This is a genomic window from Microcoleus vaginatus FACHB-2002 (assembly GCF_040004035.1).
Taxonomy (GTDB): Bacteria; Cyanobacteriota; Cyanobacteriia; order Cyanobacteriales; family Microcoleaceae; genus Microcoleus; species Microcoleus vaginatus_C.
The window spans coordinates 373,871-398,845 of record NZ_JAMPLN010000001.1; the positions used below are offsets into that span (position 1 = coordinate 373,871).

Below are 24,975 nucleotides of genomic sequence, written 5' to 3' on the forward strand. Positions count from 1 at the left end.
TTTGAGTCTTAGATGGGCGATGAATCCCAAATCCAGTCGTCATGTAATTATGCCACCGTAGGTCTGCAAATGATCGCTATGAAGTTACATTAAAAAATAGCAATAAAAATATACTTAAACCTGCGATCGAAAATTCGCTAACCCAATTGCAGAGCTATGGTGGAGAACACAATGCCCAATACACTCGATGTTAGTTCAGTCTTAGAAATCCTGCGACCCGTGCAAGACCCCGAACTGCAAAAGAGTTTGGTGGAATTGAACATGATTCGTAACATAAAAATTGACGGCGGTGTCGTCAGTTTTACTTTAGTGCTGACAACGCCTGCTTGCCCGCTGCGAGAATTTATTGTCGAAGATTGCCAAAAAGCGGTCAAACAGTTGCCAGGAGTCGAAAAAGTGGCGGTGGAGGTGACAGCCGAGACGCCGCAGCAGAAAGGAGTGGTCGATCGCCAAGGCATTGAAGGAGTGAAAAATATTATCGCAATTTCCAGCGGCAAAGGCGGCGTCGGCAAAAGCACGGTGGCGGTAAACGTGGCAGTAGCGCTAGCGCAAACCGGCGCTAAGGTGGGTTTGCTGGATGCGGATATCTATGGGCCCAACGACCCCAATATGTTGGGTTTGGGGGACGCAAAAGTGATGGTTAGGGACGGGAAAAGCGGCGAAAGCCTCGAACCCGCCTTCAACTACGGCGTCAAATTAGTGTCGATGGCGTTTTTAATTGACAAAGACCAGCCCGTCATTTGGCGCGGCCCGATGTTAAACGGGATCATTCGGCAGTTCCTGTATCAGGTGAATTGGGGGGATTTAGACTATCTGATTGTCGATATGCCTCCGGGTACTGGAGACGCGCAGTTGACCATGGCACAAGCGGTGCCTATGGCTGGTGTGGTGATCGTGACGACGCCGCAGACTGTGGCATTGTTGGACTCTCGCAAGGGTTTAAAGATGTTCCAGCAGTTGGGAGTGTCCGTGTTGGGAATTGTGGAAAACATGAGCTATTTTGTGCCGCCGGATATGCCCGACAAGCAATACGATATTTTCGGTTCTGGTGGCGGCGAAAAGACTGCTGCTGAGTTGGGAGTGCCGCTGTTAGGCCGCATTCCGCTGGAAATTCCGTTGCGGGAAGGTGGCGATTCGGGGGTGCCGATCGTGGTGGGACAACCGGGTTCTGCTTCAGCTAGGGAGTTGCGGGCGATCGCGGGTCGCATTGCCGGTAAAGTTTCCGTAGCAGCCTTAGCCTAACTCACATCTTGCATTGTTAATCAGCTTTTGATGGGCGGGCGGGACGCCCACCCCACAAGAAACCTGTTTAGTTTGTGGAACAGGCATCTTGCCTGTTTAGTTTGTGGAACAGGCATCTTGCCTGTTTGGTTTGTGGAACAGGCATCTTGCCTGTTTAGTTTATGGAACAGGCATCTTGCCTGTTTTAGCATCAAGTCTCGATCGCCAAGAAAAGGTAAACTATAAACAGCAAACATAACATTCAAACAATTATGATTTTTCCAGGTTCGGCAGTTCGAGTTAAAGATAAGGGTGAAATTTACTACGCCTTTCAAGGACAAGTCCAGCGAGTTACCGACGGAAAGGTCGCGGTACTGTTTGAAGGTGGCAATTGGGACAAGCTGATCACGTTCCGCCTGTCGCAGTTGGAACTTGTCGATGCTACGGCTGGCCGCGCGAAATAGTCAGCGGTCATTAGTCATTGGTAATGGGTAATCTGTAATTTGTAATTGGTAAAGTACCCAAGACCAGGCTACTAAATGAAAACCCTTGACTAATGACTAATGACTGATAACTGATGACTAATGACTAATCACTAAAACTATGCGTTTACCTTTACCCCAATTTGCTATAAAAGAGCGCCATCCCGATCGCATTGCTGAGGTAATCGAGACGGCAACTTCGGAGTTTTTGGCTCAATGTTTGGAACCGGAAGACTTAAGCTTTCCGGTGATGCCGCCTTTTGGGAGTTGGGTGAAGGCCGAGGATGAAGAGTCGAAAAATCAAATTTACGGCGTGGTGTATTACGCTACGACTAGCCCGATCGACTCGGTGCACAGAGCTCGCGCTTTGGGTTTGTCGCTGGAAGAGTTGCGGGAAGAACAACCGCAGATTTTTGCGATGCTCAAAACCGAGTTTCGAGTGGCGATTGTGGGGTTTGAGGCTGCGCCGGAAAGGTTGAACGGCCACGGCCCATCGAGGGGTAAAATTTATCAGTATTTGCCGCCGCGCCCGCCGCAAATTCACCAGGCGGTTTATCGCTGCGAACCGGATGAGGTGATTGATTTTACGGTGCAGTTAGATTTTTTGAGGACGCTGCTGGGAGTGGCTAATGCGCCGGTGGATGCGCTGACGGCGGCGGCGATTCGGGAGATTTATCAGTTGCGGATGCGCGATCGATCTTGGTTGGTGGAAGCGGGGAGAAGTTTGAGTGTTTTGTTGAAGGATGATTATGACAGGTTGAGAGTGATTTTGAGTCAGATTCATCCGTAAGCATCGCGCTCACTCCAACCAGGCATCTAAATCTAATGTAAAGTGATGGGTATTTTGCAGTAAAAAAGAGCGACCTTGTTTAACTAAATTGCCTTGACAAATAACCGGAATTCTGGCTTGATAAGCTTTGACTGCCAGTTCGTAGACTGGTTCTGCTAGTTCTAACTGAATGCGCCGCAACTTGCCAACAATAACGCCTGTCAAAGTTACTTTTCCGGTGGCTGCTCCTTCTTGCAAATTGGTAACTATGCCTTGAATGGTAATGTTAGGAGCTGATGTCAATAGATTGCTGAGAATTTCGAGCTGCGAACGATTTTCAGCAATTTCTAGGGTTTGTAAAACTTCAGCCATCCGGCGGGGAAAGTCTAAAAATTCTGGTTTTAATGGTAGCAGAATCTCTAACTCTTCTGAGGTTTCGCTGTGGCGATTCCAGAGAGAAGCTTTATCGTCAATTTGTCGCACTTCTTGCCAGCAATGCGTTTCGAGGTAAGTACGCACAATTTCTGGCTGTAGATTTTTGAGAATTTCGGGATCTCGAACGGTGACTATCATAGGGTTTCGCCTGCTTCAATTCGCTGCATGAGGGTGGTAAGAGCTTTTACATTAAAGATATTCTGTCTGGGTATGGAAATTGTAACAGTGGTTTGATTCTGGGTTGGGGGTTGACCTCGCAGAGAAACCCAATAACCGCAATATTTCAGGCAAAGCTCCTGTTGAGATTGGATTAGCCAATTGTCTAAATTGTCGGGTACGATTACAAGGATTAACAGTCGGGGAGTATGAATATTTTCTACTTTCAAGTCATTGTAGTTCTTGACTTCGAGCGGATATCTAATTGCTTCCTGTCCAATCACATCCCTAGATGTGCATTTTACCTGGAGTTCAAGTCTGGGATATCGAATAATTCCACTGCCCATACCGCCAGCAAGAATGATATCGATGCCGTCAAAATCTAATGGTCTAGCTGCTATCTGGAAGGAGTAGCCAGCCGAGGCAGCAACTGCATAAATATACGCATAACTGAACTGTTCTTTTTGCTGGTTAATGTCCACGATCGCTATTTGTTTAGTCTATCTCAAGCATAACTGGCACGGGAGGATCTCCTCCGATCGCCCATATTATTACTCTTCGAGTTTTTCCTCCAAATCATCTAAATACAAACGAATAAAATCCCCTGCTGCATCGGGATTAATTTGCTGTAATCCCTTGCGAATCTCTAGAACCGCTTCAGATGCCGGATCTCTATTCTCGTTAACCCAACGGTTAATGCTCGATCGTCCAATGCCCATAGTCGCTGCCAATTGATTTTGGCTGATGCCATAGGTTTCTAAAACCTGCTTCAGCGCCTTTCCTGCCTTACTCATGGCTTCTATGTTCTCAGAAGCTCGCAGCTAAGTAAAGATTGTGGACATTATTACTCTTCGAGTTTTTCCTCCAAATCATCTAAATACAAACGAATGAACTCCCCTGCTGCATCGGGATTAATTTGCCATAGTGCTTTCCGAATGTCCAACACTGCCTCTGCTACGGGATCTCTACTTTCATTGACCCAACGATGAATGTTGGAACGTGCTACGCCCATTGTCACAGCCAAGCGATTTTGACTGATGTTATAAGTTTCCAGCACCTGCTTGAGTGCTTTGCCTGCTTTTGCCATGCCTCAGATTGTCTCAGAGGGCGATCTCTTCGTAAATGTTGCTTCTAGGCAACAGTGAGGATAGAATGTTTTTGTTGCCTATAGGTAACATTTACCCCAAAAACAGAAAAAACGCTTATGTCGAAAAACTTCCTTGCCAATCCCCCAGCAACCGATACTGCGACAGCGACCGTACCCCTGGCGGAGCCTCCACAACCCGATCTAGAACCCGTCAAAATCCTGCTGATAGGTTCTCCCAAAGCGGTGAGGAGCATCATTCACATCCTTTACTGTTTGGGTTTTGCCTCTGTCAGCGAGTGAAGCCCGCTGCAACCTGCCCAAAAGCCCGGTGAAGTTATGAGCATTCTCATGCGTTACCTGCGGCTGTAGGGGTGATATAACATTCTTTGCGGGCGTGAATTACCGCCAACAGCTTGTACAGTCTATTCAGACTTTAAGAGGTGTTGGCGTTAGAATTAGACAGCGATCGTTCGTTGTTCACTATGCCTTTCGGGCGATCGCGCATTAATTGGCAATAATTTATTTAAAGCGAGAAAGATTATATGTGGGTAGAGGTAACAGCGCTAAATCAAGTTCCGGAAGGGGGTGTGTTGAAGGTAAAAGTTGACGAAACTTCAGTGATTTTGAATCGTCAAGGCATGAATGTCACTTGTTACCGTAATGCTTGCACTCATTTGGAATATCCGATCGACATGGGTAAGGTAAATAACGGTATCATTACCTGTCCGTTTCATAAGTATCAGTACAAGTTAGATAGCGGTAAATGTTTGAATCCACTAGGCGATTCTCTGGAATCTTATCCGGTAAAGATTGAGGGCGATCGGGTTTTTGTGGAGATAGATTAGTTATTCGTTATTCGTTAAGTCCGACAGGGGTTTAAACCCCTGTCTCATAGCTCAAGTCGTCTCAAGACGACTGTAGATTAGTATTTGATATCAAGTCCGGCTTAAATACCCCCTCACTCTCTTAGTCTGCGGAGGCAGACTTTGTTTGACAAGGAGCAGTTTCAACCGCCGAACCATCTTTCAACCTACCATTTTCGCGCGCCGCTGACGGAGGAAAACCGCCAAAAGCCCGATCGCACCTACAGTCAACAGCAGCCATTCTTCGGGCTCAGGAACCCCCGAAACATTCAGAGGATTATTCGGCTTACTCAACTGTTCCTTACCCGATTCTACCTCGCGTTCAAATCGATCGCTCTTAGCTTCCGCTGCTTTTAGCTGCTCCCTTTGCGCGTCATTAACTAACACAATCATCGAAGAATAAGGCGTCACAACTTTGAAATTTTTAGCTACTGCGTGCATCGCATCCAGTTGCATCAATTGATTTGAACTTTTCTGCTTGCTAAGTGCAGTTATCAACTGTCGCGCAGCTATTGGTTGAAAGCCTTCATTTCCGGCATTTTTTGACTCTGCGACGGCCGCCGATTTTGCAGTTTTTTCCGACTGCGGGGTTTTGGCATAACTCCAAGCATAGCCGTCAACAACGCTAACTGTAGATTTGCCCGAAGCTGCTGTTGTTGCTACTCGCTGCATCGCCTCTTTCATATCCGTAGCAACTCCGCCGCCGCTATCTTGAATCACCTTTAAAGTTGCGTCGTCGTAGCCGGGGGGCAAACCACCCAAATGCACTGTCCATAGGGGTGAAGAGATGGAAAGTTTAAGTTTGCGATCGTCCGACAATTCGTAACTGTGGCGATCGCTCACCACAAATACAGTATCGTAACTTTTATCGCCCTGCAACTGTGCAAACTGTTGCAGCATATCTTTGAGCTGGATTGTACCGTAAAATGTCACCTTTGCGGCATCGAAAGTGCGTACATCTTCCACAAACTTAGGTGGCATTCCCGCAGCACTGGCGACATACAAATCAACAGCATTTTTGCCTGCTGCATTAGCTTTCAACCATTCAAAAGTCTCTTTTACTTGCTTATTTTCCGTCGCCATGCTGCGGGAAGTATCCAGAACTATGGCAAATTTTTTGCCTTGCGGTAGCGAGTAATTTGCATCAGCCAACGGCTTAGCAGAAATGATATTTCCTCCCGGTAGAACCGCCTGCTGCGCTGTTAGCGGTTGCTGTGCGACTGCGGGCAAAAAGGGTGGCAACCAAGTTTCTCTGGCTTCTTTCCCGCTGTATTTTACCTCTTTTCCGGCGATCGTGCGGCGAGTATTTTGATCCCAAAAAATGTTGCGTTTTTCAGCCAAAACAGGCATCGCCCAACCCTGCGGCTGGCGCATGACTTTGTAGGTAAGCCACAGGTGCATTTCCTTTGGCCCGTCAGTTTGGGTGAATTCTCGTTTAGCCGGGATTGGAAAAGCCCGCAAGCGGTATTGTTTGGGGCCAATTTGTTCTAGCAAAGCCGGATCGACTCTTTCTACTACCTGTTGATTGTAGACTTGCTGGGCGGCACCTCTAGGCGATACGGTAAATACAAAACGTTTGTTTAAATCGCCAGTATCTCCCAGCCAAACTCCTGTAACTGCGGCGCTTTCCGGCAGCGAAAAGTAGTAGAATACTTCTTGCAAGTTCGGCGTTTGATTTTTGTAAACTTCGTAGAGTTGAACGTCAGCCCAGTCGCCGTTTTCTTTGACTGTCACTTCTTGCGACTGCAACCATACTTTTTCTTGATTGACATTCAGCAAACCAGCTTTAGCTTCTTCCTGGTTTGAGGTTGACTGTACCGCGTGTTTTACTGCTTCGGTGTCGCCTTTTTGCAGTTCCGTATCGAAGAATTCGCCGTAGAGTTTTTCGGCTTTTTCTACATCAGCACTAGAGCCTTGATACAAAAACGGCGACATTAAAAAATTATAGCTGTTCTGCACCGTTTGAGCCGCTCCGTCAGGGAAATTCAAACTATTTTGGTACATCTCATAAATGTGGTTGTTTTCTCCCACAGTGCTGAGGTAGCGGTAAGGGGACAAATAAGCGTTAACTAAGCCAGATCGAATCATATCAGACTTGGCTAATAAAGTTTGGCGGCTGCTGTCGTTTGCGGGGGGAGTTTCCAGCATTTTCAGTGCTGCAACTTGCGGCTGCTGCTGCAAAGCGGAGAAAATAGCCAGCCAAGCTGCTATGACTCCCAAACTTCCGATTAGCGCTTTATTTTTCCCGTATTGTGCAGCAAAACTCTGCCATATTTTCCGCCCGGAATGAATGTAGAGAAAGCCGTACAGCGAAGGCATGACAACGAATAAGCTACAGGTTAAACCAAACAATATAAACGATAGCGGTATCCAAATTAAAGCCGAGGCCCACGCCCCGTATTTAAACATCTCCAGAAATGGTGAAACCCATGTAAACTTGAAAAATTGAATGACGACAAAGAAGAATCCATAAAGTGTATACAATGCCACAGGTACAGCGTAATAAATCAGCAATGTCGCTGCCCAAATGCCAACTACTACCATTAAACTGTGACATCCTAATTGCAGCCACGCACTTCGCTTTTCTCCGATTAAACTGAAAAAACGAGGCTGTTTATTATGGGAATTCTGGGAATCGAAAATATTTTGCACATTTTCTCTTTTACCCAGATATCCGTACAGCATTTCCACCGAAAATGCTGCAATGCACAAAGCAATAGTAGCGATGATTTGATAACTAGCTGGGGTGAGTTCTCGTAGCAGGAACAAGCGGAGCAAACAAAGCAAAAATAGCGGTGCTTCTACGCCGTAAAACCAACGCATTAGCTGTAGGGGTTGCTTCTTAAAACGCCTAGCTCCTATTACGGTACATACAGTGGGTACTGCGATCGTAGCTGCCATCGTCAAAGAAAACTCTAGCGGGATGATGCCATCGATTGTCGCCCTAATTAATGGCCCTCCTATAATAGGCAAAATTCCCAAGTAAACAATGGATAAAAATGTCAAATTCCAAACCCAAAAAATTGTTTGAAAAATTACATCAAATACCTGTTTGGTTTTCATTTATTTCTCCTTATAAGCTTTGTTTAACGGTAGTGTAGACATTACTCGCAAACTCTTTTACTTCAGGATTTTCTGCTTGTAGCGAACTGTCAAATAAAATGGAAACTAGCACCCAATTGTGATCTTTGTGGGTGAGGTCGCTACCGATACGGGACATGAAGTTATCTGTAGTTAGCTGTGCAGATTGCAGCCAGTATACTGCTGATAATTGGTTATTTTTGAGAGACAGCCAGCGCGCTGTTACTGAAGGAGTTAGTTGTTTTTTTTCTATGCGATTGACTGGAATTCCGCTCGCTACAAAACACAACTCGGGGGCGTGATAAGTTTGCCAGGATGTGCTCGCTACTGTGAGCATGGAACCGCGCAAGTTGCCGGCGACAAATCGGATTTTTTGTGTTTGCGTGTCTGGATAGTTGCCAAAGAATTTTTGTTCGCTAGGATTCAGGGGAATCGACTCTGATTTAATGTATTCAGGCAATCTTAAAGGTGCGATCGCCATTTTTGACGTTTCTACATGAGACAGTTGAGCCATGACTGCCAAAACTGTGACTGCTGCAATTATTCCTGGTTTGGCTAAAGGGTGATTTTGCAGAATTTCTGAGTTGGATTTTGCAGAAATACCGCTGGTTTTTTCTGGCTGAAATTTCGGTACTCGTTGCAGCATTAACCACGTCACAAAACAAGCACAGACTAAACCGACTATTCCCAAAGGAACGTGCATAATTTGTGCTAGGTTTGGCTGTTTAAACACTTCTGAAACCAGGACTAACACGGCAACCCGCGCAGCGTTAGCACACACCAACATTAAGAGATTAGCAGCGCCGACTGCTAGCCATCTTAAGCTCAATTTACGCCCTTCCAGCCAGGTAGCAGCAAGCAAAAATAGCGTTCCGACTAAGAGGGTTTTAATGCCGCTACAAGGCACGTCAACGTGAGCGATGCCGTTTTCCAAAACGATAATATCGTAAGAAGAAATAGCCCCAATGTGCAGCATTGAGAGCAACTGTTCTACTACCTGAGCAGTGAGCACTCGCGCCGGCAAACCTAATCCGCTATTAAACTGACTGTTGAATGGTAAAATACAAGCCAGCAAGCCCGCAACTGGCAAGTTTTTTTGCCAAAAATTCTGCTCCACGAATAAGCCGCACAGGCCGTAAGTTCCGAGGATAAATAACAGGACAGTAACTTGTTTGATATCAATTATGTACTGAAGGGCGATCGAGCAAATACCCGCACCCAACATCAATAGCAGCGGATATCGCCTCAAAACGAAATTGGGTGAAAATCCCGGCGGGCGATCCTCTTCGAGGGCTGCGCTAACGGAGTTCCCAATCGATCGCACTACTAATGCTACAATCAGAAAGCCAATTACTATTTTGTACAGTGTGGGTATCTCAACAAACGAGGATAACAGCCACTTAACAGCCGAGATATTGGCCCAAAACCAAGCAAGCGCCAGCAAAAAAGGAGCCAGCCAAACCAAATTAACCGCAGGATGAGGAGTAACAGAATCTGGAATTGCAGAATCAGTGATATTGGTGCGCTGCATGATACCGCTTGACATTCACGTTGGTGACATCTTAGCTCAGCCAAATTGGTAATGTCCAGACCGATTATTTAAGTTTTGTCAAGCTTCGATTTTCTCTACAGAGAAGCTAGCGTTATAATAATTAATTTTATCGGAGGTAAAAATGAGCGAAAAAAGTCCAGGATACAAAATTGTTAGCGATAACCGACAAGCGCGCCATCTCTATGAAATTATAGAGACATACCAAGTGGGAATCGAGTTGAAGGGCACCGAAGTCAAATCAATTCGGGAAGGAAAAGCAAATTTGCGGGACGGATATGGTTTAGTTCGGAACGGAGAACTGTGGCTGATCAACGTTCACATTTCGCCTTGGAGAAGTGCTAGCAACTATTTTAATCACGAACCCCGCCGCACCCGTAAATTGCTGATGCACAAGCAGGAAATTCGCAAATTAATCGGCAAAGTCGAAGAAAAAGGGTTGACTTTAGTGCCGTTAAAAATGTATTTGAAAGGCGGCTGGGTAAAACTGGATATCGGTTTGGGTAAAGGGAAGAAACTGTACGACAAGCGTGAAGATTTGAAGAAACGCGAAGATAAGCGGGATATGGAAAGAGCGATGAAGCAATTTTAGTCATTAGTCATGAGTCATGAGTCATTAGTCATTAATCATTAGACATTAGACATCTCCGAAAAATAAACTAAAACCTTTGCTACTCGAAGGTTTAAAGTTAATTTATGGAGATGTTTATTAGTCAGGAGTCAATCGATTTTAGATTTTAGATTTTAGATTAAAGAATTGAAGTATTGACCCCACGGATAAATTCGGGGGGCAAGTTTCATCGGATACAGGTTTTTTATTTCTGGACGGATGAATCCGGGGGCTTGTATCCTGGATGCTTTCGGTCATTAGTGATTCATGATGGGTGATTGCTCATTAATGATTGGCTATTTTAAATCGAGTTCGGTTCATTACTCATCATAATATTTTTCAAAATCCTCCCTTGAGGATTTTGAGGACTTCCCTCGTCACTACAAACTTAATTAGAGTTATTTCACCGCAGTCCATCTTACAGAAGATTCCAGGTTGAGGAACTACACCCCAGCTCGTTCGCTCCCGGTAGGCAAACGGCCCAGGCTAAGTTCCTACACTTCATAAACCTGGAATACGCTGTCTCTCCTCATACAGTCGCATACTGTCGATCGACTGACCGCTGACTAAGTATTATTACTTAGGCAAGGGAACAATTCTACCTTCTTCCTGCTTCCCGGTTCTTTTTTTCTGAAAATATCCGGATGGCTTGTGAAGTCTCAGGAATGATTAACCTATGCTCGAATACCTCTGGGTAGTGGGAGCATTACCCAAGCATTCGGCTGTGGACTGACAAACTCTTATAAGAAATGGGCTCAAACCTGAGTCATTTCGTAAGATTATATGCCATTAGGGTGGCAATTAAATCTGGCAAACAAAATATCGCCCAACTCTCAAGTTTAAAAATGCTAAAAATGACACCGTTAGCTAACATTTTCAATGCCATGAAAGAGCCAGCCACAAAGCATCAGAACTCCAAATGGGGAGCCTTCTTGCTGATGCTAGCAGTAGGCTTTGGCGGCTGGAAAATTGCTTTGCCGGAACTGGCATCTTTTTTTAATAATATTGCGTTTGAAAACTACAAAGCCAATCGATTGGCTGATACTCAACAAGCATATGAGTTAGCGCTCAGGGTAGATCCAAAAAGCCGAACAGCTCTTTACAATTTAGGATGGCTTTGCGAAGAGGTGCAAGATTTACAATGCGCCAGAGGAAAATATCTGCAAGCTGCAAAACTCGGTCTGCCTGCTGCTTACAGCAACCTGGCTAGGTTATATATAGTCGATCAAAAAAACTATCCGGCTGCCGTTCACTTCCTGTGGCAAGGTTTGAAATTAGCTGAGGACGATCGAGTAAAATATTCTTTACTCAAAAACTTGGGATGGGCTCGCCTGGAACAGGGTCGATATTCAGAGGCATTGCAGCATCTGGATGAAGCGATTAAACTTGATAGTGAAGGACCAGCAACTTACTGCTTAAAAGCGCAAGTCCTAGAAAAGATGAAAAATACTAAGGCAGCGCTACCGCAGTGGAAAATTTGTCTAAAGTATGCGGATTCTCAAGAATTCGATGAGGATATATGGATAGGGATGGCACGTCAACGATTAAACGAGGAAAAAACAAATAAATGAAACGCACAGTTTTGTTTTCATCAACCATACTGGCAATTATAACGGTACTGGAGCTAAGTCAAGCCTCAACAGCACTGCCAACTCCTTCGACTGTTAAAATTACAGTTAATGAATCAGTCGAAACGCCGTTCGACTCCAATCAATCGACGTGGCGGCGGTGCAGAGATAGAGATGGTGGAAAATATCCGTGTCCGAGATTCATCATGCCTTCAGAGAGCGAAGAATAAGAGTTATTTTCAATAAATTTTGTAGAGTGTACCATCACCACTTTACAGCAACAGGTATGTAGTATGTAGTAGTATGCCGGGTGCGCCGTCCGCACCTTATAGCATTTGAGATTTGAGATTAAGAATTGAAGAATTGGAAATAACTTATGGCGATAATGGTTTGCAGCTTGCATAAAGCTGCATTCTTTTTTGGCACTGGTATAACTCTTCATCATTGCTGTATCGGCTATTGCGGGAATCCACACCGGGCGCAGGGCTGTTTCATTCGACCTAGGGGCAAACCCTCGTGAAGATGCCCGATATTTGAAACATCGATTTCATCATCCGTGGAGGGGGTAGGCATTCTTAGCACTACCCCTACAAAACGATGATTTCCCTGAGAATGAAACCACCCTGCCACCGGGCGGGGAGAAAATCCCCGCCAGCAATTCTATCTACTCGCCCTCCGTCAAAGCTGAATCTTGTGGCTGCGGGTACGAGTTGCTGTAAAAACTAGCAATAATCGCCACCATCAACCACCACAGCATATTAACTTCTGGCCGGTACCAGACTGTATCGACAAAACCGTGGGCCATCATGCCGGCTAAAGTTGCGATCGCCCCAATCAACCAAAACCCCTGATTCGATTTGAGATTTGGGATTTGAGATTTGGGATTTCGGGATTCTTCCTCTAAATTAGAGATGTTAAATTGTGAATCCCGCAGATTTTTAATCTGCAACAAACCTTGATTGACGGTGACAGTCATCAGCCACAGGAAACACATTAAACCGATAAAACCGGTTTCCACCACAATTTCCAGCAGCACAGAATAAGCGCTCAAAGCAGTGAATCTCGGCTTCATATAAAGCGGATAAACTTTATTAAAAGCAGTGTTTCCCGGCCCAATTCCGAGAATTGGCCGATCGCGAATCATGTCAATCACTGCCGTCCAAACATTAATCCGAAAATTGTTGCTGCTGTCACCTCGACCGATAAACATACTCGAAACTCGATCGCGCAGAGGCTCGACGAAAGCCACTCCCAAAATTAAGGCTCCCGCCAAACCTCCTAACCCTAACGGCAGCGCCCAAGTTCGCCAGAACCGAGGCATCAAAGGGCTGTACCAGTACCACAGCAGCACTAAAAATACCACAAGTAGAGCCACAAAACCGATCCAAGCACCCCGGCTGTCCGTGTAGCGCAAACACGCGCAATTCACCACCAGCATGGTCAATGCTAAAATTTTTGTTCCCCATCCTTTCCACACAAAAAGTGCGGCGGCGCTCAATGCAATGGCCGGCAGTAAATAGGAACCAAGCAAGTTAGGATTTCCCAGAAAGCTGTAAACTCGCGTGACATTGGCTTGAGTAGAAGTCGGATCGTTCCAAGTAGCTAATGGTGGGACTTTGTCAATCCACTGCCGCACGCCGTAGAAACTGACAATTAAAGAGACGTTCAAAAATACGGCAATTAACCACGATCGCCAACGGGGCGATCGCAATATCCGAGCCATCAGCGCAAAAAACAGCAAATATAGCGTTAGCTTGCTCCAACCAGTAGCAGCGGCGACTTTCACCGGCGACATCGCCGTTGCGACGGTGGCAATCCCCCAGTACAGCAGTACCAGCAAGTAAATCGGCCTCAAGGCGATCGGGCGATCGTCCGAAACAGTCAGCAGCACCCAAAATGCAGCGCTAGCCGCCATCAACACCCCCACCAAGGCATTGTTTACAAACGGCGCCAAACCGAAAGTCAAGGCCAGCAAAACAAAACCCAAGGGTTCGGCCCACTGCATCAGCCAGCTACTCTGCCGCCAACTGCGTAAAGAGCCGATCGCCAAATTGAATAAATAACTTCTACTTTGCCACTGAGAGAGCGGCAAATTTGCCAGAGTTAACTGTTGCCAAACTGAATTCATTTTTAGATTGATTATTGGTAATTGGGAATTGGGAATTGAGTCGAAAAGCATCAACAATTGGTAGTAACTCCCATCTTGCAGCATTCTCGCTTAAGGCTTTTCGGGTCGGCTCCACCAAGAATAAATTTCTTGTGGGCGGGGCACGCGATCCCGCGCATAAAAGCCTTATTGAGAATGGTGCAACATCTCAGTATTAATTAACAAATGACTTGTCTCTTCTTCCTTCTTCTTTCCATCCGTTACATCCGTTAGAAAATCCGTTGCCGAACTTCCTTCTTCCTTCTTTACCCTTCCAACAATTCCGTAGCATTTGTGCAGGGCAGCCAGAGCACGTAGCGATATCCAGATTCCGGGGCTCCTTGAATTGAGAGTTGACCGCCTTGAATTTCCACCAATTGGCAGCAAAGCAGCAGCCCCAAGCGTTCCCGCGCCCCGTAACCAGCTAACACCGGTGCGGTATCCTCGGCATTCTGGGCCACCAAAGCCGCCAACTCAGAAAACGCCAGCGTTAAGCGCTGCGAACCCTGTGTCGGGAGTTGCGCTTCGAGTCCGAGGGAGTCGGTTTCGGAGTTCGAGGGCGAACCGCTACCTGATCCGACCTTCAACAAGTAGTCGGTGTAGAGTTTAGCATGGGGCAAACTTTCCCCTAACCAAGGATGAAAAACCCAAACTCCGATGTTGATACCGTCTTCTTTCCGAGAAACGTGGACTCGAATCACGCTGCCTGCCCCAGCAGATTGAATAATGCTAAAAATTAAGTGGTGCAGCATTTGCTGAACCTTATCTTTATCTACCAACCAGATGCGGTGTCCGGGCCCCATCGACAAATTAATTTCTTGCTCTCGTCTACTTGCCGCCGACGACAGGATTGTCACAACCTGCTGGCACAAAGTTTCTATATCGACTGCGGTTCGCTTCAAGGTGAAAGCGGAATCATCTAGTTCTGACAGTTCCAAAATTTCTTCAACTAGCGATCGCAAAGAGCGGCTGCTGTCTTGGATCACGTCAATATATTCTTTTTGCTTGCTCGTTAAGGGGCCATAAATTTCTTGTTTCAACACGCTTGCCATGCCGAGGACAGAAGTGAGCGGTGTGAGCAATTCCTGCGCTAAATTATTCAGCAGTTTTACTTTAATTGAGTTAGTAGACAAATCGATAGGTTTGTTAGTCATCGCTAATTTTTATTGGTTCATTGTCGAGCGAGGGTTGGCGGTTCATTAGACCTATTCCAAAAGTTTATAACAATCTGTTTATAATTCACCACAAAAAAACGTAGTGAAGAAAAATATATATTCCTTCTTCCCTAGAAGCTCTTCCTTATCTGAGTAATTAAGATTTAATCATTGCTTCTAAAGCTGATTGCAAGTCTTGAGTGAGTTCGGCAACTGCTAACCTGCGGCTGGTTTGATATCGATCCCAACGATCGCTCACTGATATGGGTTCGCCCACGGTCATTTGTACCTGCTGTTTGCCCAACTTCGGTCTGCCGAAAGGATTTCCCCCTTTGATGCGAGCCAGTACGTCCCACAGCAGTAAAGTTGTTTCTGCCAAACGTTCTGCTGTCAGTTGTTCTGCGACATACCTGCCCGTGACAGACACGAAACTTTCTACAAGTCTCATGTGCCACATCCGAAGACTTGCTTCTTCAGCGAGGCGATCGGCTAATCCTCTTTCTAAGGGAGAAAGTGCTGCAATATCTTTGATATCTTCTCGATAAATATACTCCCAGCCTGCTTGTTCCACACGGCGGCAGCGGTCTATTAAACTGCCTTTGGGCTTTAAGTTAAAATATTCTTCTGCTACTTGCAAACCCACGTCTAACAGGGCTTTTAGTCGAGCCATCATTACTTCATTGCCAGAATCATTTCCCGTTTTGTTGGGGAGGGATAATGATGTTAAAATAGATGTTTCGGGGGGTATTTCTTTATGATAAAAACGGCTGTAAAACTCTCCCATTACTGCTAGTAAATGGCTGCCCAGTCGAATCAGACGCAGATATTGGAATTTGTGATTGGGGTTTTCGGAATCGGGATTGGCAGTGTCTAAATTTGCGATATCGGTGCGATCTAAGGGTGGCAGTCCGCAATCAATTTCTAATTGAGTTAAAAGTTTTTCTAGGGGTTGCCAAGGTGGGTTGACATAGCGGTATTGAATGCCGATCGGCACAATTAAAACTTTTTCAGTGCGTCCGGCTTTCAGCAAATCTTCAACGCACCAGAAACCCATTTGAGCAATTCCCGGTTCGAGGGGACTAACTATTTCATTGTGACCGTTGGTGGCGCCTTCTGGGGCGGCGGCGATCGGGAATTGGCTGTTGGCAAATAAATTGCGGGCAGATCGCAATCCGAGGCGATCGATTTTACCGCGAACAATCGGAGTGCCACCGAGTTGGGAATACAACCAGCCGACTCCCGCACCGGCCCACAGGGGAATGCCGCGATCGTAGATAAAGTGGGAATGTACCGGGAATTGCAGGGGAATGCCTTTGGCGCGCGCTGCCTGGGGAACGAGTTTCCAAATTAGTTGTCCCAAACAGTAGGGATCGTCTGAGTTGGGATGGCGGAAGGCTAGCAAGAAGCGAACTTTCTGATTTTGAAATTGGTGGAATAGTTCGGCGAGGGTTTCGACGTTTTCGGCTTGAACCTGGCTGATACTCGTCCGAAATCGCAGCCACCAGGGGAATATTTGCTTACAACCTTGCATCACTAGCGGGTTGTAGGCTGGGGGTATGAATTCCAGCGGCGGCTGAACTTGGCTAATTGAATTGGGCATTTGGCGATTTTAAAGTTTAAATTTTAGATTTTAGATTACTAGGTTGGGGTGAAAACTTCCAATTTTTAGAAGGCTGAAGTTTTTTTTATTAACCGCAGAGGACACAGAGGACAGGGAGGAAGAGAGGAGATAGCACAGCGTGTCAATTTAACGTCAAAAGTATTACCCGTCTTGGATTGAATATCATGTCCAGTCTATCGACTCCAATATTTTGGTCGGGGCGGGTTTACGGGATTTCTGGCTTATATTACAGATCGGGGGTGAACCCGCCCCGACAAGAATTACGATTATTTTACAGGACTAAATATAAACCCATCATCTTTTTTACCCGCCTGCCATTGACAATGGGGATGCGAGGGGGTCAGAAACTCGACTAAAAACGAGATTTATCCTCAGTTTCAGCCTTCAACGCAGATTTTTGCAATCTAAAATCTAAAATCTAAAATCTAAAATCCTATTGTGCGGCTTCAAAAATCATTTCCTGGAAGTTAATGACATCCGATCGCGGATCGCAGTGGGTGACTTTGACTTCTAGCCGATCGCCTATTGCGACCGATCGACCAAATCGCATTGCCAATTCTAAACCCAAATCTTCCAATAAAATCAATCCCAGATTGCTGTCTTCCCTCAGCCAGCGCAGCATTAAAGCTTCCCAAACTTCATCGGGGTTGCGTCGCAAATATTCCAATCCCCAATAGCGGTTAGTTTGGCGTTCGACGGTGGATGCTTCTTTAACGGCGGTGCCGAGACACATCACAATATCCTGTATTTCTTGGGCGGTAAAAGGTAGGGGTTCGCCCCGCAGGTGGGCTTTGATTTGGAAGTGAGCCAGCAAGTCGGTATAGCGGCGGATCGGGGAAGTAACTTGAGTGTATAATTCCAAACCCAAGCCGGCGTGGCGTCCGGGGGTGAGGCCCATTTCGCTGCGGGGCATACAGCGGCGCACGGCGCAAGCGCGGGCGGGGCCTGCAGGCACGGCCAGCAGTTCTTCATCGGGAGGGAGTTCGGGCTGTGGCTGATAGCGGTAGGGTATGGGTAGGCTGTGAGCTTGACCGTAGCGGGCGGCTAGTTCGCCGGCTAGAATCATCATTTCGGCTACTAGCATTCGGGCTGTGGAGTCGTCGATGACGTGGATTTTGATGTCGTCGCCGTTGACTTTGATGACGGATTCTGGCATGAAAATGCTGATTGCGCCTTGGGCTTCCCGCCATTTTTGGCGCAGTTTTGCTGCAGAGGCGATCGCTGCTATTTCTGGTTCTGCTTCGATTCCCAACTCCAGCATTTCGTCTACGTCATCGTAAGTTAAGCGGTAGGTGGGTTTTATGGTGCTGATGTGGATGCTGTAATCTTGAGCCGCGCCGATTTCGTCTAAGGTGACGCTGAAGCTGAGGGCGCTGCACTCTTTGCCTTGAATTAAACTCATCGGCCCGGTTGCCAAAGCTGGGGGAAACATGGGGATCATTCCCGTGGGCAGGTAAACCGTAGTGGTGCGCTTTCTGGCTTCGAGGTCGAGTTCGTCTCCGGGGGAAAGCAAGCGGGTGGGATCGGCGATGTGTATCCACAGGCGCTGCTGGCCGTTTTCGAGGAATTCTAAGCTGAGGCCGTCGTCGATTTCGGTGGTGCTTTCGTCGTCGATCGTGTAAACCTTGAGGTGAGTTAAATCGAGACGATTTGTGTCCGAGTCGGTTGGGGGATTTTCTAGGCAGCGTTGGGCCACTTCTAATACCTTTGCGGAGAATTGTAGGGGAATTTGGCTGCGCCGCAAAAACAGGTTTTCGTGGGTACTCCAGAGGCCGAGATCGACTAGGAGGCCAAATGCTGCTTCGGGGTTTTCGGAACGTTCTAAGCTGGCTAAAGTTTCTAAGGCCGGGGTGCGGTGCGTTGCTTCTTCTCCGAGGAGGGCAAAGCGTTCTAGGGCGTCGAGGCGAGTTCGATCGCTGTGTTCCCAATCTACATTTTCCCCTGCCAGTCGCTGTTTGACTCGATCCCAAAATCCTTGGGATTCTTGGTGTCGCTGCTGTTCTACTTCTTGCTGGTGTTTGATTTCGGCTACTTGGGCTGCCGGTCGCGGTTCGTAGCGATCGCCCTTTTGTTTGAAATACAGTTTGTCTGTTGATAGCAAACAGTAAGCCGCGTAACACTGGGCCGGACTGCGTTCCGAAAATAGCAGCATTGCTAGGGCTTCGGGATCTGTCGTTTCTCCGTCGCCGACTAAAAGTTCCCAAGCGACTTCCAAACTCGACGGATCTGAGTAGGCTTCTACTTCTTTGAGAAATTTGGGAATATCGGAGGGTTTGTAAGTTTCTCCGACTACTTCGTAGGTGATTTGTTTGGGCGGTATGCTGTGCGGTTGACCGTTTTCGTCTACCACGACCCAGTTTTTCTTGCCGTCGGGGCGATCGGCAACTGCCAGACGGCGGTCGCCGTGCACTCTAAATTCTACTAACGTTCCCTTCTCCACTTGCCAGCTTTATATTTGAGATTTTGGATTTTTACAGTAGCCACTTATCGAGTTTCGAGCTTGCGATTTTAGATTTTGGATATTGGCAATTTTTCTGGTCAATTGTGAAAGTTAAAATCTAAAAAGTTGTTTTTTCTTCTTGCTTTCTTTTTTAACTTTTGACTTGTGATTAAGACTTGCGCTGCGGCGACTCTTAACCCTATTTCGCGATTTTTTCGCTGCCTTCTTGCTGCACTATTAATGACAGAAAGACGTTCTTTTCGCGCAAGTCTTATTCCCAGTCCAAAATCTAAAACCCAAAATCCCAAATCCTGTTAACCTTCTTGGTTTACGAAGGGCATCAAAGCTACAATTCTTGCTCTTTTGATGCTTCTGGTCAGGTCTCGCTGCTGTTTTGCCGTCAAACCGGTAATCCGGCGGGGCAAAATTTTACCGCGTTCTGTGACGTATTTTTTGAGCAAATCGACATCTTTGTAGTCGATCGGGTCTCCTGGTTTGATGGGCGAAACGCGCCGGCGAAAGTAAGTCATGGTTTGTTGTTTGTTGACTGTTGACGGTTGACTGTTGACTGTTAGTTTTTAGTTATTAGCCGTTAGTTGCTAGCCGTCAGTAAAGCATTTGTTAGTTATTTGCTTTTTGTGTGTCAATATTCAGTTGCCAACAACTGATGACTGATGACTAAGGACTAATGACTAATCACTACTTGATCTCTTTGTGGGCAGTGTGCCTGTTGCAATGGGGGCAGAACTTATTGAGTTCCAGCCGCGCCGTCGTGTTGCGACGGTTCTTGGTGGTGGTGTACCGAGACACGCCTTTTGAGCGCTTGCTTACGTTTGTACGGCACTCAGTACACTCTAGAGTAATTATGATGCGGACGCCTTTAGCCATAATTCTAAATAAATTTCGACTAATTTAAACACAATTTATTATCTTCTCACATTGCTCTGCACTTGGTCAAGCAATCTTCTAACTTTGATGTCGAGGGAGTAGCCCCGGCGGGTTCCGACGACGATCGTCCCGCCGATGCGATCGTGGAAAGCTTGGGGAAACCTTTCGGTGGAGGTGAGGGCAACGCTACAGTCGATCGCCAGGGGCAGGATCAGCAGCAAGACGGCGGCGTTGGTAGATGTGATCCCAGCTATACCTGCGAAGGCTAAGGCGGCGCAAAAGCCCAGTAAGGCCTCGCGCTTGCAGAGTTCTTGCACTCCGGGAGTCCGGTGGAATCTGGTATCGGCAATTTTCATGTCCAAGGCCCAGCGCCCCAGACTTTGACCTTTGTTTTTCCTGACGATGGGTACGCGCATGATCAGCCACAGGAGAACAAAAAATATCGTTTGGACGATCGCATTATTGCCCAGAAGCAAACTGGGCAGCCAAACTGCGATTCCGTCGATGCAGAGGGCCGCGGCGCGGCGGCCGACGGATACTTTGGGAAGGAGAGGAACTAGGTCGGAACTCATAGGCAAAAAGGTCGATCGCCACTAGCTACTTTTTCATTTTTCATCTTAAGCTGTGGATTAATCAATCGGCATCAATCAGCGTAAATCAACGTCAAAGCCTACCGCTAATTATTCAAGCTGAAAAGGGATTTTCGCCAATTCCCAACTGCTTTTTCGAGTTTTCCACCTCTTCCCAGAGTGTTTGTATCTGAGTAAATGCCTGTTCTACAGAGATTTTACCGTTAGATGTCAAGGAGCTGATGTAACCCACCCGCTGAGAAAACTCTTGTAAATTCGCATTAAATACTAAATTTTCTGGCTTTACTTCACCGTAATAGCGAGTTTGAGGATATAAAAAATTTGAATTGGCTGCCATTGGTTTAACCTCCCATGAAAACTTGTTCCCTGAACATATCAATATTATAAACCACGCTTCCACTCTAAAGTTGTGCTGTAAGTAGCAGAAATCATGTGACACTTGGCGAGTTTTTTTGTGATGGCAATTACACAGAGAGATGAGGGGGCAAAAACCTCAGTAATTTCACTTGTAAAACTTACGCATACGGAGTCAACAATCAGGGTTTTGCCTTAAAGCTCATAACTTGGGAGTTGGCGTCAAAACCAGGTTGGTGTTTTTCCAGGACTGACTTATTGAAATAAGTGACAAAAAAACCACAAATGGATAATATTATTGCAGACATAAATAGTTAGACTTTTAGTAGGAATCTGCGTAATGTCTCCCAATGCGCTATCGCCCCGTCCCAAACCCCGGCTGAGGCAACTTTTAATTAGACTTGCCATCGCCGTAATTGCTGGTATTATCGCCCTCAACCTTCCTCACTCCTTAATTCCAGTGTTTAAAGAATCCGTATCCCAAGCAACGCCGGCACCAGAAATCCAGAACTTGCTCGCCGGCAAGCGCAAAATTGTGATAGTGGGCGACAGCATCACCGAGGCCGCGAAATACCCCGGAGGTTACGTTTGGCTGCTGGAACGCTATCTGAATGCCCTTTATCCCGATCGCACAATCGAAATCGTCAACGCGGGGATTGGCGGTAACAAATCGACTGATATGCAAGCGCGCTTCCAGAAAGATGCGATCGACCAAAAGCCAGGTTTAGTGATGATTAATGTCGGAGTCAACGACGTTTGGAACGCTTTCTTCGACTTCCCAAACAATCAGTTTTATCCGGAAGGCGACTGGACCGCGGGAGTGCAAGTGCCAGAATATCGGGAGAAAATAACTCAAATGGTGCTGGCGGCAAAAGCCGCAGGAATTCGAGTTGTACTGCTTTCTCCTACTCTGATAGGGGAAAGTATCGACGGCCCAGAAAATCGCAGGTTGCAACAGTATGTTGCCGCGATGCAAGAAATTGCGTTAGAGAATCAGTGCTTGTTTATTGATTTGAATACGCCTTTTCGGGAAGTTATCGGCACGTATCAAAAGCACGCAGGTAAAACTATGAATTTGTTGGCTGCAGATGGAGTTCACCCGAATCCGTCGGGATATCGAATTATGGCTTTTACTATTTTGCGAGGTTTGGGAGTACCCGCAAAGGATATTGAAAATTTGGAAATCAAAAAGTGAATTTTTGAATTTAGTTAACAGTTGACGGTTGGCTGTTGACTGTTGACTGTTAATTGAAAGTCTCCAGGGTAAAAGCCCCCTGATTTATCTCTGGGCTAAATTATTCAAATCTCAAATCTCAAATCTCAAATCATTCAATTGGCGGATGATACCGCTTCAACCAACAACTACCGATAATCACCAACGCCACCACAACAATAATTTCAGTCCAAAAAAACGACAGAAAATCACTGGCAGTTCCCACCGGCGGCACTCCCGGTTGAGCGTTGCGAATCGCGGGAAAAGCAAACAGCATCACAGCAGTCCAACTCAGCATTCCCACTTCCGGCAACTTGCCCGATTTCATCACTTTTAATGCGAGCAAAAATGCCATAATTGACAACACCCACATGATCACAATAATCACTAAGGCAAAGAATTTGACCGGGAGCGATCGAGTTGCAGAAACATCAATATAAATAAAGATAGATGAATTCTCTTCCATCGGCTGATAACTAATGTCGAAACCTGGAACGTCGGCATTAAAATTAAATTTAAGTGGCACGGGATTCAGTTCAAACGGAGCAAACTTTTTACCAATTGAAGGCAGTGGGTCGAGCGAAATAGCTACTTTAGCAATGTGCTTGTCAAACGGGTAATTGTTAATTTTTCCTTTGACTAAGTTAAACTTCAATGCAGGAACAATCATCGGTTTGCCTTCTTTAAAGGTAATTTCCGAATCCTGTACATTTGCGCCGTTAACTGTCATTAACAAGTCTTGAGCCGGGTAAGTTGGCCCTTTTTTATAGATACCTTTGAGTTCAAACTGCAAGCGGGCTTCTAGTTCGTTTTTAATGGGATCAACGGCAATTACTGTCATTTTGACCTCAACCAAGCCTTTGGACGCTACCGCGCTTTCTGGAGAGGGATTGTAAGGCTCTTGGGCGTTAGCATTGTGAGAGTAAATAGATAAGATGATTGCCAAAATTACGACCAGACTGCAAATTAAAATAAGTATTTTTTTGGGATTAAATTTGTTGACCGTTTGCATTTATTATGGATATTTTACCTATTGAATAGTTGTTAGCAGTCGCCGCATTCGGCCAGGGCTTTAAACCCCTGGCTCATAGCTAAAGTCGGTTAAAAGTGAGATATTACACCATTCTCAATTACTTGTTTAGGAACAGGCAAGATGCCTGTTCCACAAGAGTTCAATTTTCTTTTTTGTGGGGTGGGCATCCTGCCCGCCCATAGTAGCGCAACTACGAACCAATAGGAAGCAATACATTTGGCGTGAAACTTCCGTGCAAGCCGTAGGGAATGTGCTGTTTTAAATGCAAGCGCGCTACCGGGCCTTTGGTAATATCGCGAGCATCTAAAATCACTAAGGTCGATCGATGATGAGCTGCATCATACATTAAAAGCAGCAGCCAGCCGTCATCCTCAGCAACAGCATCGGGACGGAGAACAAACACCGGTTCCCCCGCAAAACCGCGTGGTGCCGCACTCCAAATTTGCCTTTCACCAGTCACGAAATCCATTTTGAGGATAGCTTGCAAAGGAGCATTTCCCGTGGGAGCATCAGCAGCACCAATGTAAAGATATCGGTAAGGTTGTCCGACATTATTCGGATGCAAAGTGGGAAACTCGCAGCACCTAGTTTCAACAACTTGATGCTGTACCGTTTTGTCTTGCAAATTTAACTTAAACCGCCACAATTCCCCCGCTGGAACGCTCTCAAAATCAACCTCGCGAAAATCGCCGTCCGCCTCTACAGTGGGAAATGATTCGTAGCAAACTGAATCAACAAAAACTTCGTCTCCTTCTTCCCATGCGTTGCAGTGGTGGAAGACAAAACAAGGTTCAGTTTCTAATATCTTTACCTCGTCAGTGCCGTTGCGGGGAATTAAAATTGCTTGCGTTGGCTTGTTTGGCGAAAATTGAATGCACTGGGATGCACTCCGCAATCCTAACACGAATGGTAGAGGATTAAATGAGACGGGATTTTGGAAGAATATGCAGTAATTCGGGGTAATTACCATGTCGTGCAGGAAGGCAAAACCCGGTATTGCATGGGCGTGACGCTGCAAAAGTTTGCCGCTTTCGTCGAGTTCGTAAATCGTGATGGTACTCGACAAACCGGGCTTGACAGAAAAGTTTACTAATCTGTCTCCTTTGCCATTTTTCCCTTTTTCAATTCTCGGGTGGGCGGCGAAGGCTTCACCGGGTTGTAAAATGCCGTCTAGGGTGTCTAAGCCGAATGTTTCTAAGGTGCGGGGGTCGAGTCTGTAGGGTGCTGCGGCTTCCCAAAGCGCTAGCAGTTTGTCGCCCCAATAAATGATGTTGGTGTTGGCAATGTTTTTGATTTTGACATCAAAGATGTTGGCTAGCCAGCCGCCTGGCTTCTGCGTGCCGAAAACGCCTCGGTGGAGAATTTTTCCGGCTTCTTGTTCGGCGAGATAGCCTTCTGTGCGGACGAATCGGTTGCGGAAATGGGCGCGGCCTTCGGATATTACGATCGCACAAACCATCCCGTCGCCGTCAAACGGGTGGTGGATGCGCTGGCCGTTGACATCCAATAATCCGGGCCCGTTGCGAAAGAATGTGCCTTGCAAGTCGGCGGGGATTTCGCCTTCTATGTCGTCAATCCAGTAATCGGATTCGTTGGGTTGGGATTCGTAGCCACGCTGCCAGTCTTTGCGATCGTATGATAGGTTTTGGGCGGCTGTTTGAGGTTTGGAAAGCTGTAAGTTTTGCATTGGTGTTAGGGGAGCGAATTTTTTAACC

At 46.4% G+C, this 24,975-nt stretch carries 25 protein-coding genes; 9 read left to right on the top strand and 16 right to left on the bottom strand.

Annotated features, from left to right (window positions below; translation table 11 throughout):
• Window positions 1–171 precede the first annotated feature (171 nt).
• The 3 genes from NDI35_RS01510 to NDI35_RS01520 all read left to right on the top strand — a co-directional run bounded on the left by NDI35_RS01510 (window position 172) and on the right by NDI35_RS01520 (window position 2,493).
• Window positions 172–1,242: an Mrp/NBP35 family ATP-binding protein gene (locus tag NDI35_RS01510; RefSeq protein ID WP_333057242.1), complete on the top strand. Its 1,071-nt coding sequence runs from the start codon at window positions 172–174 to the stop codon at window positions 1,240–1,242.
• Between the two features lie 251 nt (window positions 1,243–1,493).
• A complete protein-coding gene (locus NDI35_RS01515) occupies window positions 1,494–1,685 on the top strand; it encodes an NAD(P)H dehydrogenase subunit NdhS (protein ID WP_293145052.1) in 192 nt (63 codons plus the stop codon).
• A gap of 139 nt (window positions 1,686–1,824) precedes the next feature.
• A complete protein-coding gene (locus NDI35_RS01520; RefSeq protein ID WP_445311186.1) occupies window positions 1,825–2,493 on the top strand; it encodes an HAS-barrel domain-containing protein in 669 nt (222 codons plus the stop codon).
• 9 nt (window positions 2,494–2,502) lie between these two features.
• Here the strand turns inward: NDI35_RS01520 and NDI35_RS01525 are convergent, their stop codons facing one another.
• The 4 genes from NDI35_RS01525 to NDI35_RS01540 all read right to left on the bottom strand — a co-directional run bounded on the left by NDI35_RS01525 (window position 2,503) and on the right by NDI35_RS01540 (window position 4,150).
• Window positions 2,503–3,045 carry a hypothetical protein gene (locus NDI35_RS01525; RefSeq protein ID WP_333133746.1) on the bottom strand — a complete coding sequence of 181 codons (543 nt, stop codon included), beginning with the start codon at window positions 3,043–3,045 and terminating at the stop codon, window positions 2,503–2,505.
• Entirely contained in the window at window positions 3,042–3,545 is a 504-nt protein-coding gene (locus NDI35_RS01530; RefSeq protein WP_445311187.1) for a DUF4365 domain-containing protein, read from the bottom strand. The genes NDI35_RS01525 and NDI35_RS01530 overlap by 4 nt, the downstream gene beginning before the upstream one ends.
• Before the next feature lie 69 nt (window positions 3,546–3,614).
• Complete coding sequence (locus NDI35_RS01535; protein ID WP_015175929.1) at window positions 3,615–3,857, bottom strand: helix-turn-helix domain-containing protein; 243 nt, start codon at window positions 3,855–3,857, stop codon at window positions 3,615–3,617.
• 50 nt (window positions 3,858–3,907) lie between these two features.
• Window positions 3,908–4,150 carry a helix-turn-helix domain-containing protein gene (locus NDI35_RS01540; RefSeq protein WP_333144653.1) on the bottom strand — a complete coding sequence of 81 codons (243 nt, stop codon included), beginning with the start codon at window positions 4,148–4,150 and terminating at the stop codon, window positions 3,908–3,910.
• A 117-nt stretch (window positions 4,151–4,267) separates the two neighbouring features.
• Between NDI35_RS01540 and NDI35_RS01545 the strand changes: the two genes are divergently transcribed.
• Both NDI35_RS01545 and NDI35_RS01550 read left to right on the top strand, forming a co-directional pair.
• Window positions 4,268–4,450, top strand: coding sequence for a peptide ABC transporter substrate-binding protein (locus NDI35_RS01545; RefSeq protein ID WP_445311188.1), 183 nt, complete (start codon window positions 4,268–4,270; stop codon window positions 4,448–4,450).
• Window positions 4,451–4,692: 242 nt separating this feature from the next.
• Window positions 4,693–4,995 carry a Rieske (2Fe-2S) protein gene (locus tag NDI35_RS01550; RefSeq protein WP_445311189.1) on the top strand — a complete coding sequence of 101 codons (303 nt, stop codon included), beginning with the start codon at window positions 4,693–4,695 and terminating at the stop codon, window positions 4,993–4,995.
• A gap of 180 nt (window positions 4,996–5,175) precedes the next feature.
• Here NDI35_RS01550 and NDI35_RS01555 read toward each other — a convergent pair whose 3' ends face one another.
• A complete protein-coding gene (locus NDI35_RS01555; RefSeq protein WP_445311190.1) occupies window positions 5,176–8,076 on the bottom strand; it encodes a TIGR02921 family PEP-CTERM protein in 2,901 nt (966 codons plus the stop codon).
• Window positions 8,077–8,086: 10 nt separating this feature from the next.
• A complete protein-coding gene (gene xrtO / locus NDI35_RS01560) occupies window positions 8,087–9,640 on the bottom strand; it encodes an exosortase O (RefSeq protein WP_445311191.1) in 1,554 nt (517 codons plus the stop codon).
• 127 nt (window positions 9,641–9,767) lie between these two features.
• Here xrtO and smpB point away from each other — a divergent pair, with 127 nt between their 5' ends.
• The 3 genes from smpB to NDI35_RS01575 all read left to right on the top strand — a co-directional run bounded on the left by smpB (window position 9,768) and on the right by NDI35_RS01575 (window position 12,051).
• Window positions 9,768–10,235: an SsrA-binding protein SmpB gene (gene smpB / locus NDI35_RS01565; RefSeq protein WP_006631384.1), complete on the top strand. Its 468-nt coding sequence runs from the start codon at window positions 9,768–9,770 to the stop codon at window positions 10,233–10,235.
• Between the two features lie 767 nt (window positions 10,236–11,002).
• Window positions 11,003–11,824: a tetratricopeptide repeat protein gene (locus tag NDI35_RS01570; RefSeq protein ID WP_445311192.1), complete on the top strand. Its 822-nt coding sequence runs from the start codon at window positions 11,003–11,005 to the stop codon at window positions 11,822–11,824.
• A complete protein-coding gene (locus NDI35_RS01575) occupies window positions 11,821–12,051 on the top strand; it encodes an Osc7112_2153 family protein (protein ID WP_445311193.1) in 231 nt (76 codons plus the stop codon). The genes NDI35_RS01570 and NDI35_RS01575 overlap by 4 nt, the downstream gene beginning before the upstream one ends.
• A gap of 434 nt (window positions 12,052–12,485) precedes the next feature.
• On the opposite strand, the gene NDI35_RS01580 is transcribed toward NDI35_RS01575, so the two are convergent.
• The 8 genes from NDI35_RS01580 to NDI35_RS01615 form a co-directional block, all read right to left on the bottom strand.
• Window positions 12,486–13,949 carry an IctB family putative bicarbonate transporter gene (locus tag NDI35_RS01580; protein ID WP_445311194.1) on the bottom strand — a complete coding sequence of 488 codons (1,464 nt, stop codon included), beginning with the start codon at window positions 13,947–13,949 and terminating at the stop codon, window positions 12,486–12,488.
• 284 nt (window positions 13,950–14,233) lie between these two features.
• Window positions 14,234–15,121: an ATP-binding protein gene (locus tag NDI35_RS01585; protein WP_445311195.1), complete on the bottom strand. Its 888-nt coding sequence runs from the start codon at window positions 15,119–15,121 to the stop codon at window positions 14,234–14,236.
• A gap of 157 nt (window positions 15,122–15,278) precedes the next feature.
• Entirely contained in the window at window positions 15,279–16,721 is a 1,443-nt protein-coding gene (locus NDI35_RS01590; RefSeq protein ID WP_445311196.1) for a 1-acyl-sn-glycerol-3-phosphate acyltransferase, read from the bottom strand.
• A gap of 454 nt (window positions 16,722–17,175) precedes the next feature.
• Window positions 17,176–19,182: a ribonuclease catalytic domain-containing protein gene (locus NDI35_RS01595; protein WP_445311197.1), complete on the bottom strand. Its 2,007-nt coding sequence runs from the start codon at window positions 19,180–19,182 to the stop codon at window positions 17,176–17,178.
• A 314-nt stretch (window positions 19,183–19,496) separates the two neighbouring features.
• On the bottom strand, window positions 19,497–19,712 hold the full coding sequence (gene rpsR / locus NDI35_RS01600) for a 30S ribosomal protein S18 (protein ID WP_006631377.1): 216 nt from the start codon (window positions 19,710–19,712) through the stop codon (window positions 19,497–19,499).
• A 169-nt stretch (window positions 19,713–19,881) separates the two neighbouring features.
• A complete protein-coding gene (gene rpmG / locus NDI35_RS01605) occupies window positions 19,882–20,070 on the bottom strand; it encodes a 50S ribosomal protein L33 (protein ID WP_445311198.1) in 189 nt (62 codons plus the stop codon).
• A 38-nt stretch (window positions 20,071–20,108) separates the two neighbouring features.
• On the bottom strand, window positions 20,109–20,642 hold the full coding sequence (locus tag NDI35_RS01610) for an RDD family protein (RefSeq protein ID WP_445311199.1): 534 nt from the start codon (window positions 20,640–20,642) through the stop codon (window positions 20,109–20,111).
• Window positions 20,643–20,754: 112 nt separating this feature from the next.
• Window positions 20,755–20,997, bottom strand: coding sequence for a DUF7219 family protein (locus NDI35_RS01615; RefSeq protein ID WP_190734548.1), 243 nt, complete (start codon window positions 20,995–20,997; stop codon window positions 20,755–20,757).
• A 357-nt stretch (window positions 20,998–21,354) separates the two neighbouring features.
• On the opposite strand from NDI35_RS01615, the gene NDI35_RS01620 reads away from it, so the two are divergent.
• A complete protein-coding gene (locus tag NDI35_RS01620) occupies window positions 21,355–22,209 on the top strand; it encodes an SGNH/GDSL hydrolase family protein (protein ID WP_445311200.1) in 855 nt (284 codons plus the stop codon).
• A gap of 130 nt (window positions 22,210–22,339) precedes the next feature.
• On the opposite strand, the gene NDI35_RS01625 is transcribed toward NDI35_RS01620, so the two are convergent.
• Both NDI35_RS01625 and NDI35_RS01630 read right to left on the bottom strand, forming a co-directional pair.
• The gene (locus NDI35_RS01625; RefSeq protein WP_445311201.1) at window positions 22,340–23,173 is read right to left on the bottom strand and encodes a DUF8686 domain-containing protein; all 834 of its coding nucleotides are present in this window, start codon (window positions 23,171–23,173) and stop codon (window positions 22,340–22,342) included.
• Between the two features lie 277 nt (window positions 23,174–23,450).
• On the bottom strand, window positions 23,451–24,947 hold the full coding sequence (locus NDI35_RS01630; protein ID WP_445311202.1) for a carotenoid oxygenase family protein: 1,497 nt from the start codon (window positions 24,945–24,947) through the stop codon (window positions 23,451–23,453).
• Between the last annotated feature and the right edge of the window lie 28 nt (window positions 24,948–24,975).

What these genes read in the sequence shown, in the direction of transcription:
- NDI35_RS01510 (WP_333057242.1), top strand. Translation starts at nt 172, where the DNA reads ATGCCCAATACACTCGATGTTAGTTCAGTCTTAGAAATCCTGCGACCC.
- NDI35_RS01515 (WP_293145052.1), top strand. Translation starts at nt 1,494, where the DNA reads ATGATTTTTCCAGGTTCGGCAGTTCGAGTTAAAGATAAGGGTGAAATT.
- NDI35_RS01520 (WP_445311186.1), top strand. Translation starts at nt 1,825, where the DNA reads ATGCGTTTACCTTTACCCCAATTTGCTATAAAAGAGCGCCATCCCGAT.
- NDI35_RS01525 (WP_333133746.1), bottom strand. Translation starts at nt 3,045, where the DNA reads ATGATAGTCACCGTTCGAGATCCCGAAATTCTCAAAAATCTACAGCCA.
- NDI35_RS01535 (WP_015175929.1), bottom strand. Translation starts at nt 3,857, where the DNA reads ATGAGTAAGGCAGGAAAGGCGCTGAAGCAGGTTTTAGAAACCTATGGC.
- NDI35_RS01540 (WP_333144653.1), bottom strand. Translation starts at nt 4,150, where the DNA reads ATGGCAAAAGCAGGCAAAGCACTCAAGCAGGTGCTGGAAACTTATAAC.
- NDI35_RS01545 (WP_445311188.1), top strand. Translation starts at nt 4,268, where the DNA reads ATGTCGAAAAACTTCCTTGCCAATCCCCCAGCAACCGATACTGCGACA.
- NDI35_RS01550 (WP_445311189.1), top strand. Translation starts at nt 4,693, where the DNA reads ATGTGGGTAGAGGTAACAGCGCTAAATCAAGTTCCGGAAGGGGGTGTG.
- NDI35_RS01555 (WP_445311190.1), bottom strand. Translation starts at nt 8,076, where the DNA reads ATGAAAACCAAACAGGTATTTGATGTAATTTTTCAAACAATTTTTTGG.
- xrtO (WP_445311191.1), bottom strand. Translation starts at nt 9,640, where the DNA reads ATGTCAAGCGGTATCATGCAGCGCACCAATATCACTGATTCTGCAATT.
- smpB (WP_006631384.1), top strand. Translation starts at nt 9,768, where the DNA reads ATGAGCGAAAAAAGTCCAGGATACAAAATTGTTAGCGATAACCGACAA.
- NDI35_RS01570 (WP_445311192.1), top strand. Translation starts at nt 11,003, where the DNA reads ATGGGCTCAAACCTGAGTCATTTCGTAAGATTATATGCCATTAGGGTG.
- NDI35_RS01575 (WP_445311193.1), top strand. Translation starts at nt 11,821, where the DNA reads ATGAAACGCACAGTTTTGTTTTCATCAACCATACTGGCAATTATAACG.
- NDI35_RS01580 (WP_445311194.1), bottom strand. Translation starts at nt 13,949, where the DNA reads ATGAATTCAGTTTGGCAACAGTTAACTCTGGCAAATTTGCCGCTCTCT.
- NDI35_RS01585 (WP_445311195.1), bottom strand. Translation starts at nt 15,121, where the DNA reads ATGACTAACAAACCTATCGATTTGTCTACTAACTCAATTAAAGTAAAA.
- NDI35_RS01590 (WP_445311196.1), bottom strand. Translation starts at nt 16,721, where the DNA reads ATGCCCAATTCAATTAGCCAAGTTCAGCCGCCGCTGGAATTCATACCC.
- rpsR (WP_006631377.1), bottom strand. Translation starts at nt 19,712, where the DNA reads ATGACTTACTTTCGCCGGCGCGTTTCGCCCATCAAACCAGGAGACCCG.
- rpmG (WP_445311198.1), bottom strand. Translation starts at nt 20,070, where the DNA reads ATGGCTAAAGGCGTCCGCATCATAATTACTCTAGAGTGTACTGAGTGC.
- NDI35_RS01610 (WP_445311199.1), bottom strand. Translation starts at nt 20,642, where the DNA reads ATGAGTTCCGACCTAGTTCCTCTCCTTCCCAAAGTATCCGTCGGCCGC.
- NDI35_RS01615 (WP_190734548.1), bottom strand. Translation starts at nt 20,997, where the DNA reads ATGGCAGCCAATTCAAATTTTTTATATCCTCAAACTCGCTATTACGGT.
- NDI35_RS01620 (WP_445311200.1), top strand. Translation starts at nt 21,355, where the DNA reads ATGTCTCCCAATGCGCTATCGCCCCGTCCCAAACCCCGGCTGAGGCAA.
- NDI35_RS01630 (WP_445311202.1), bottom strand. Translation starts at nt 24,947, where the DNA reads ATGCAAAACTTACAGCTTTCCAAACCTCAAACAGCCGCCCAAAACCTA.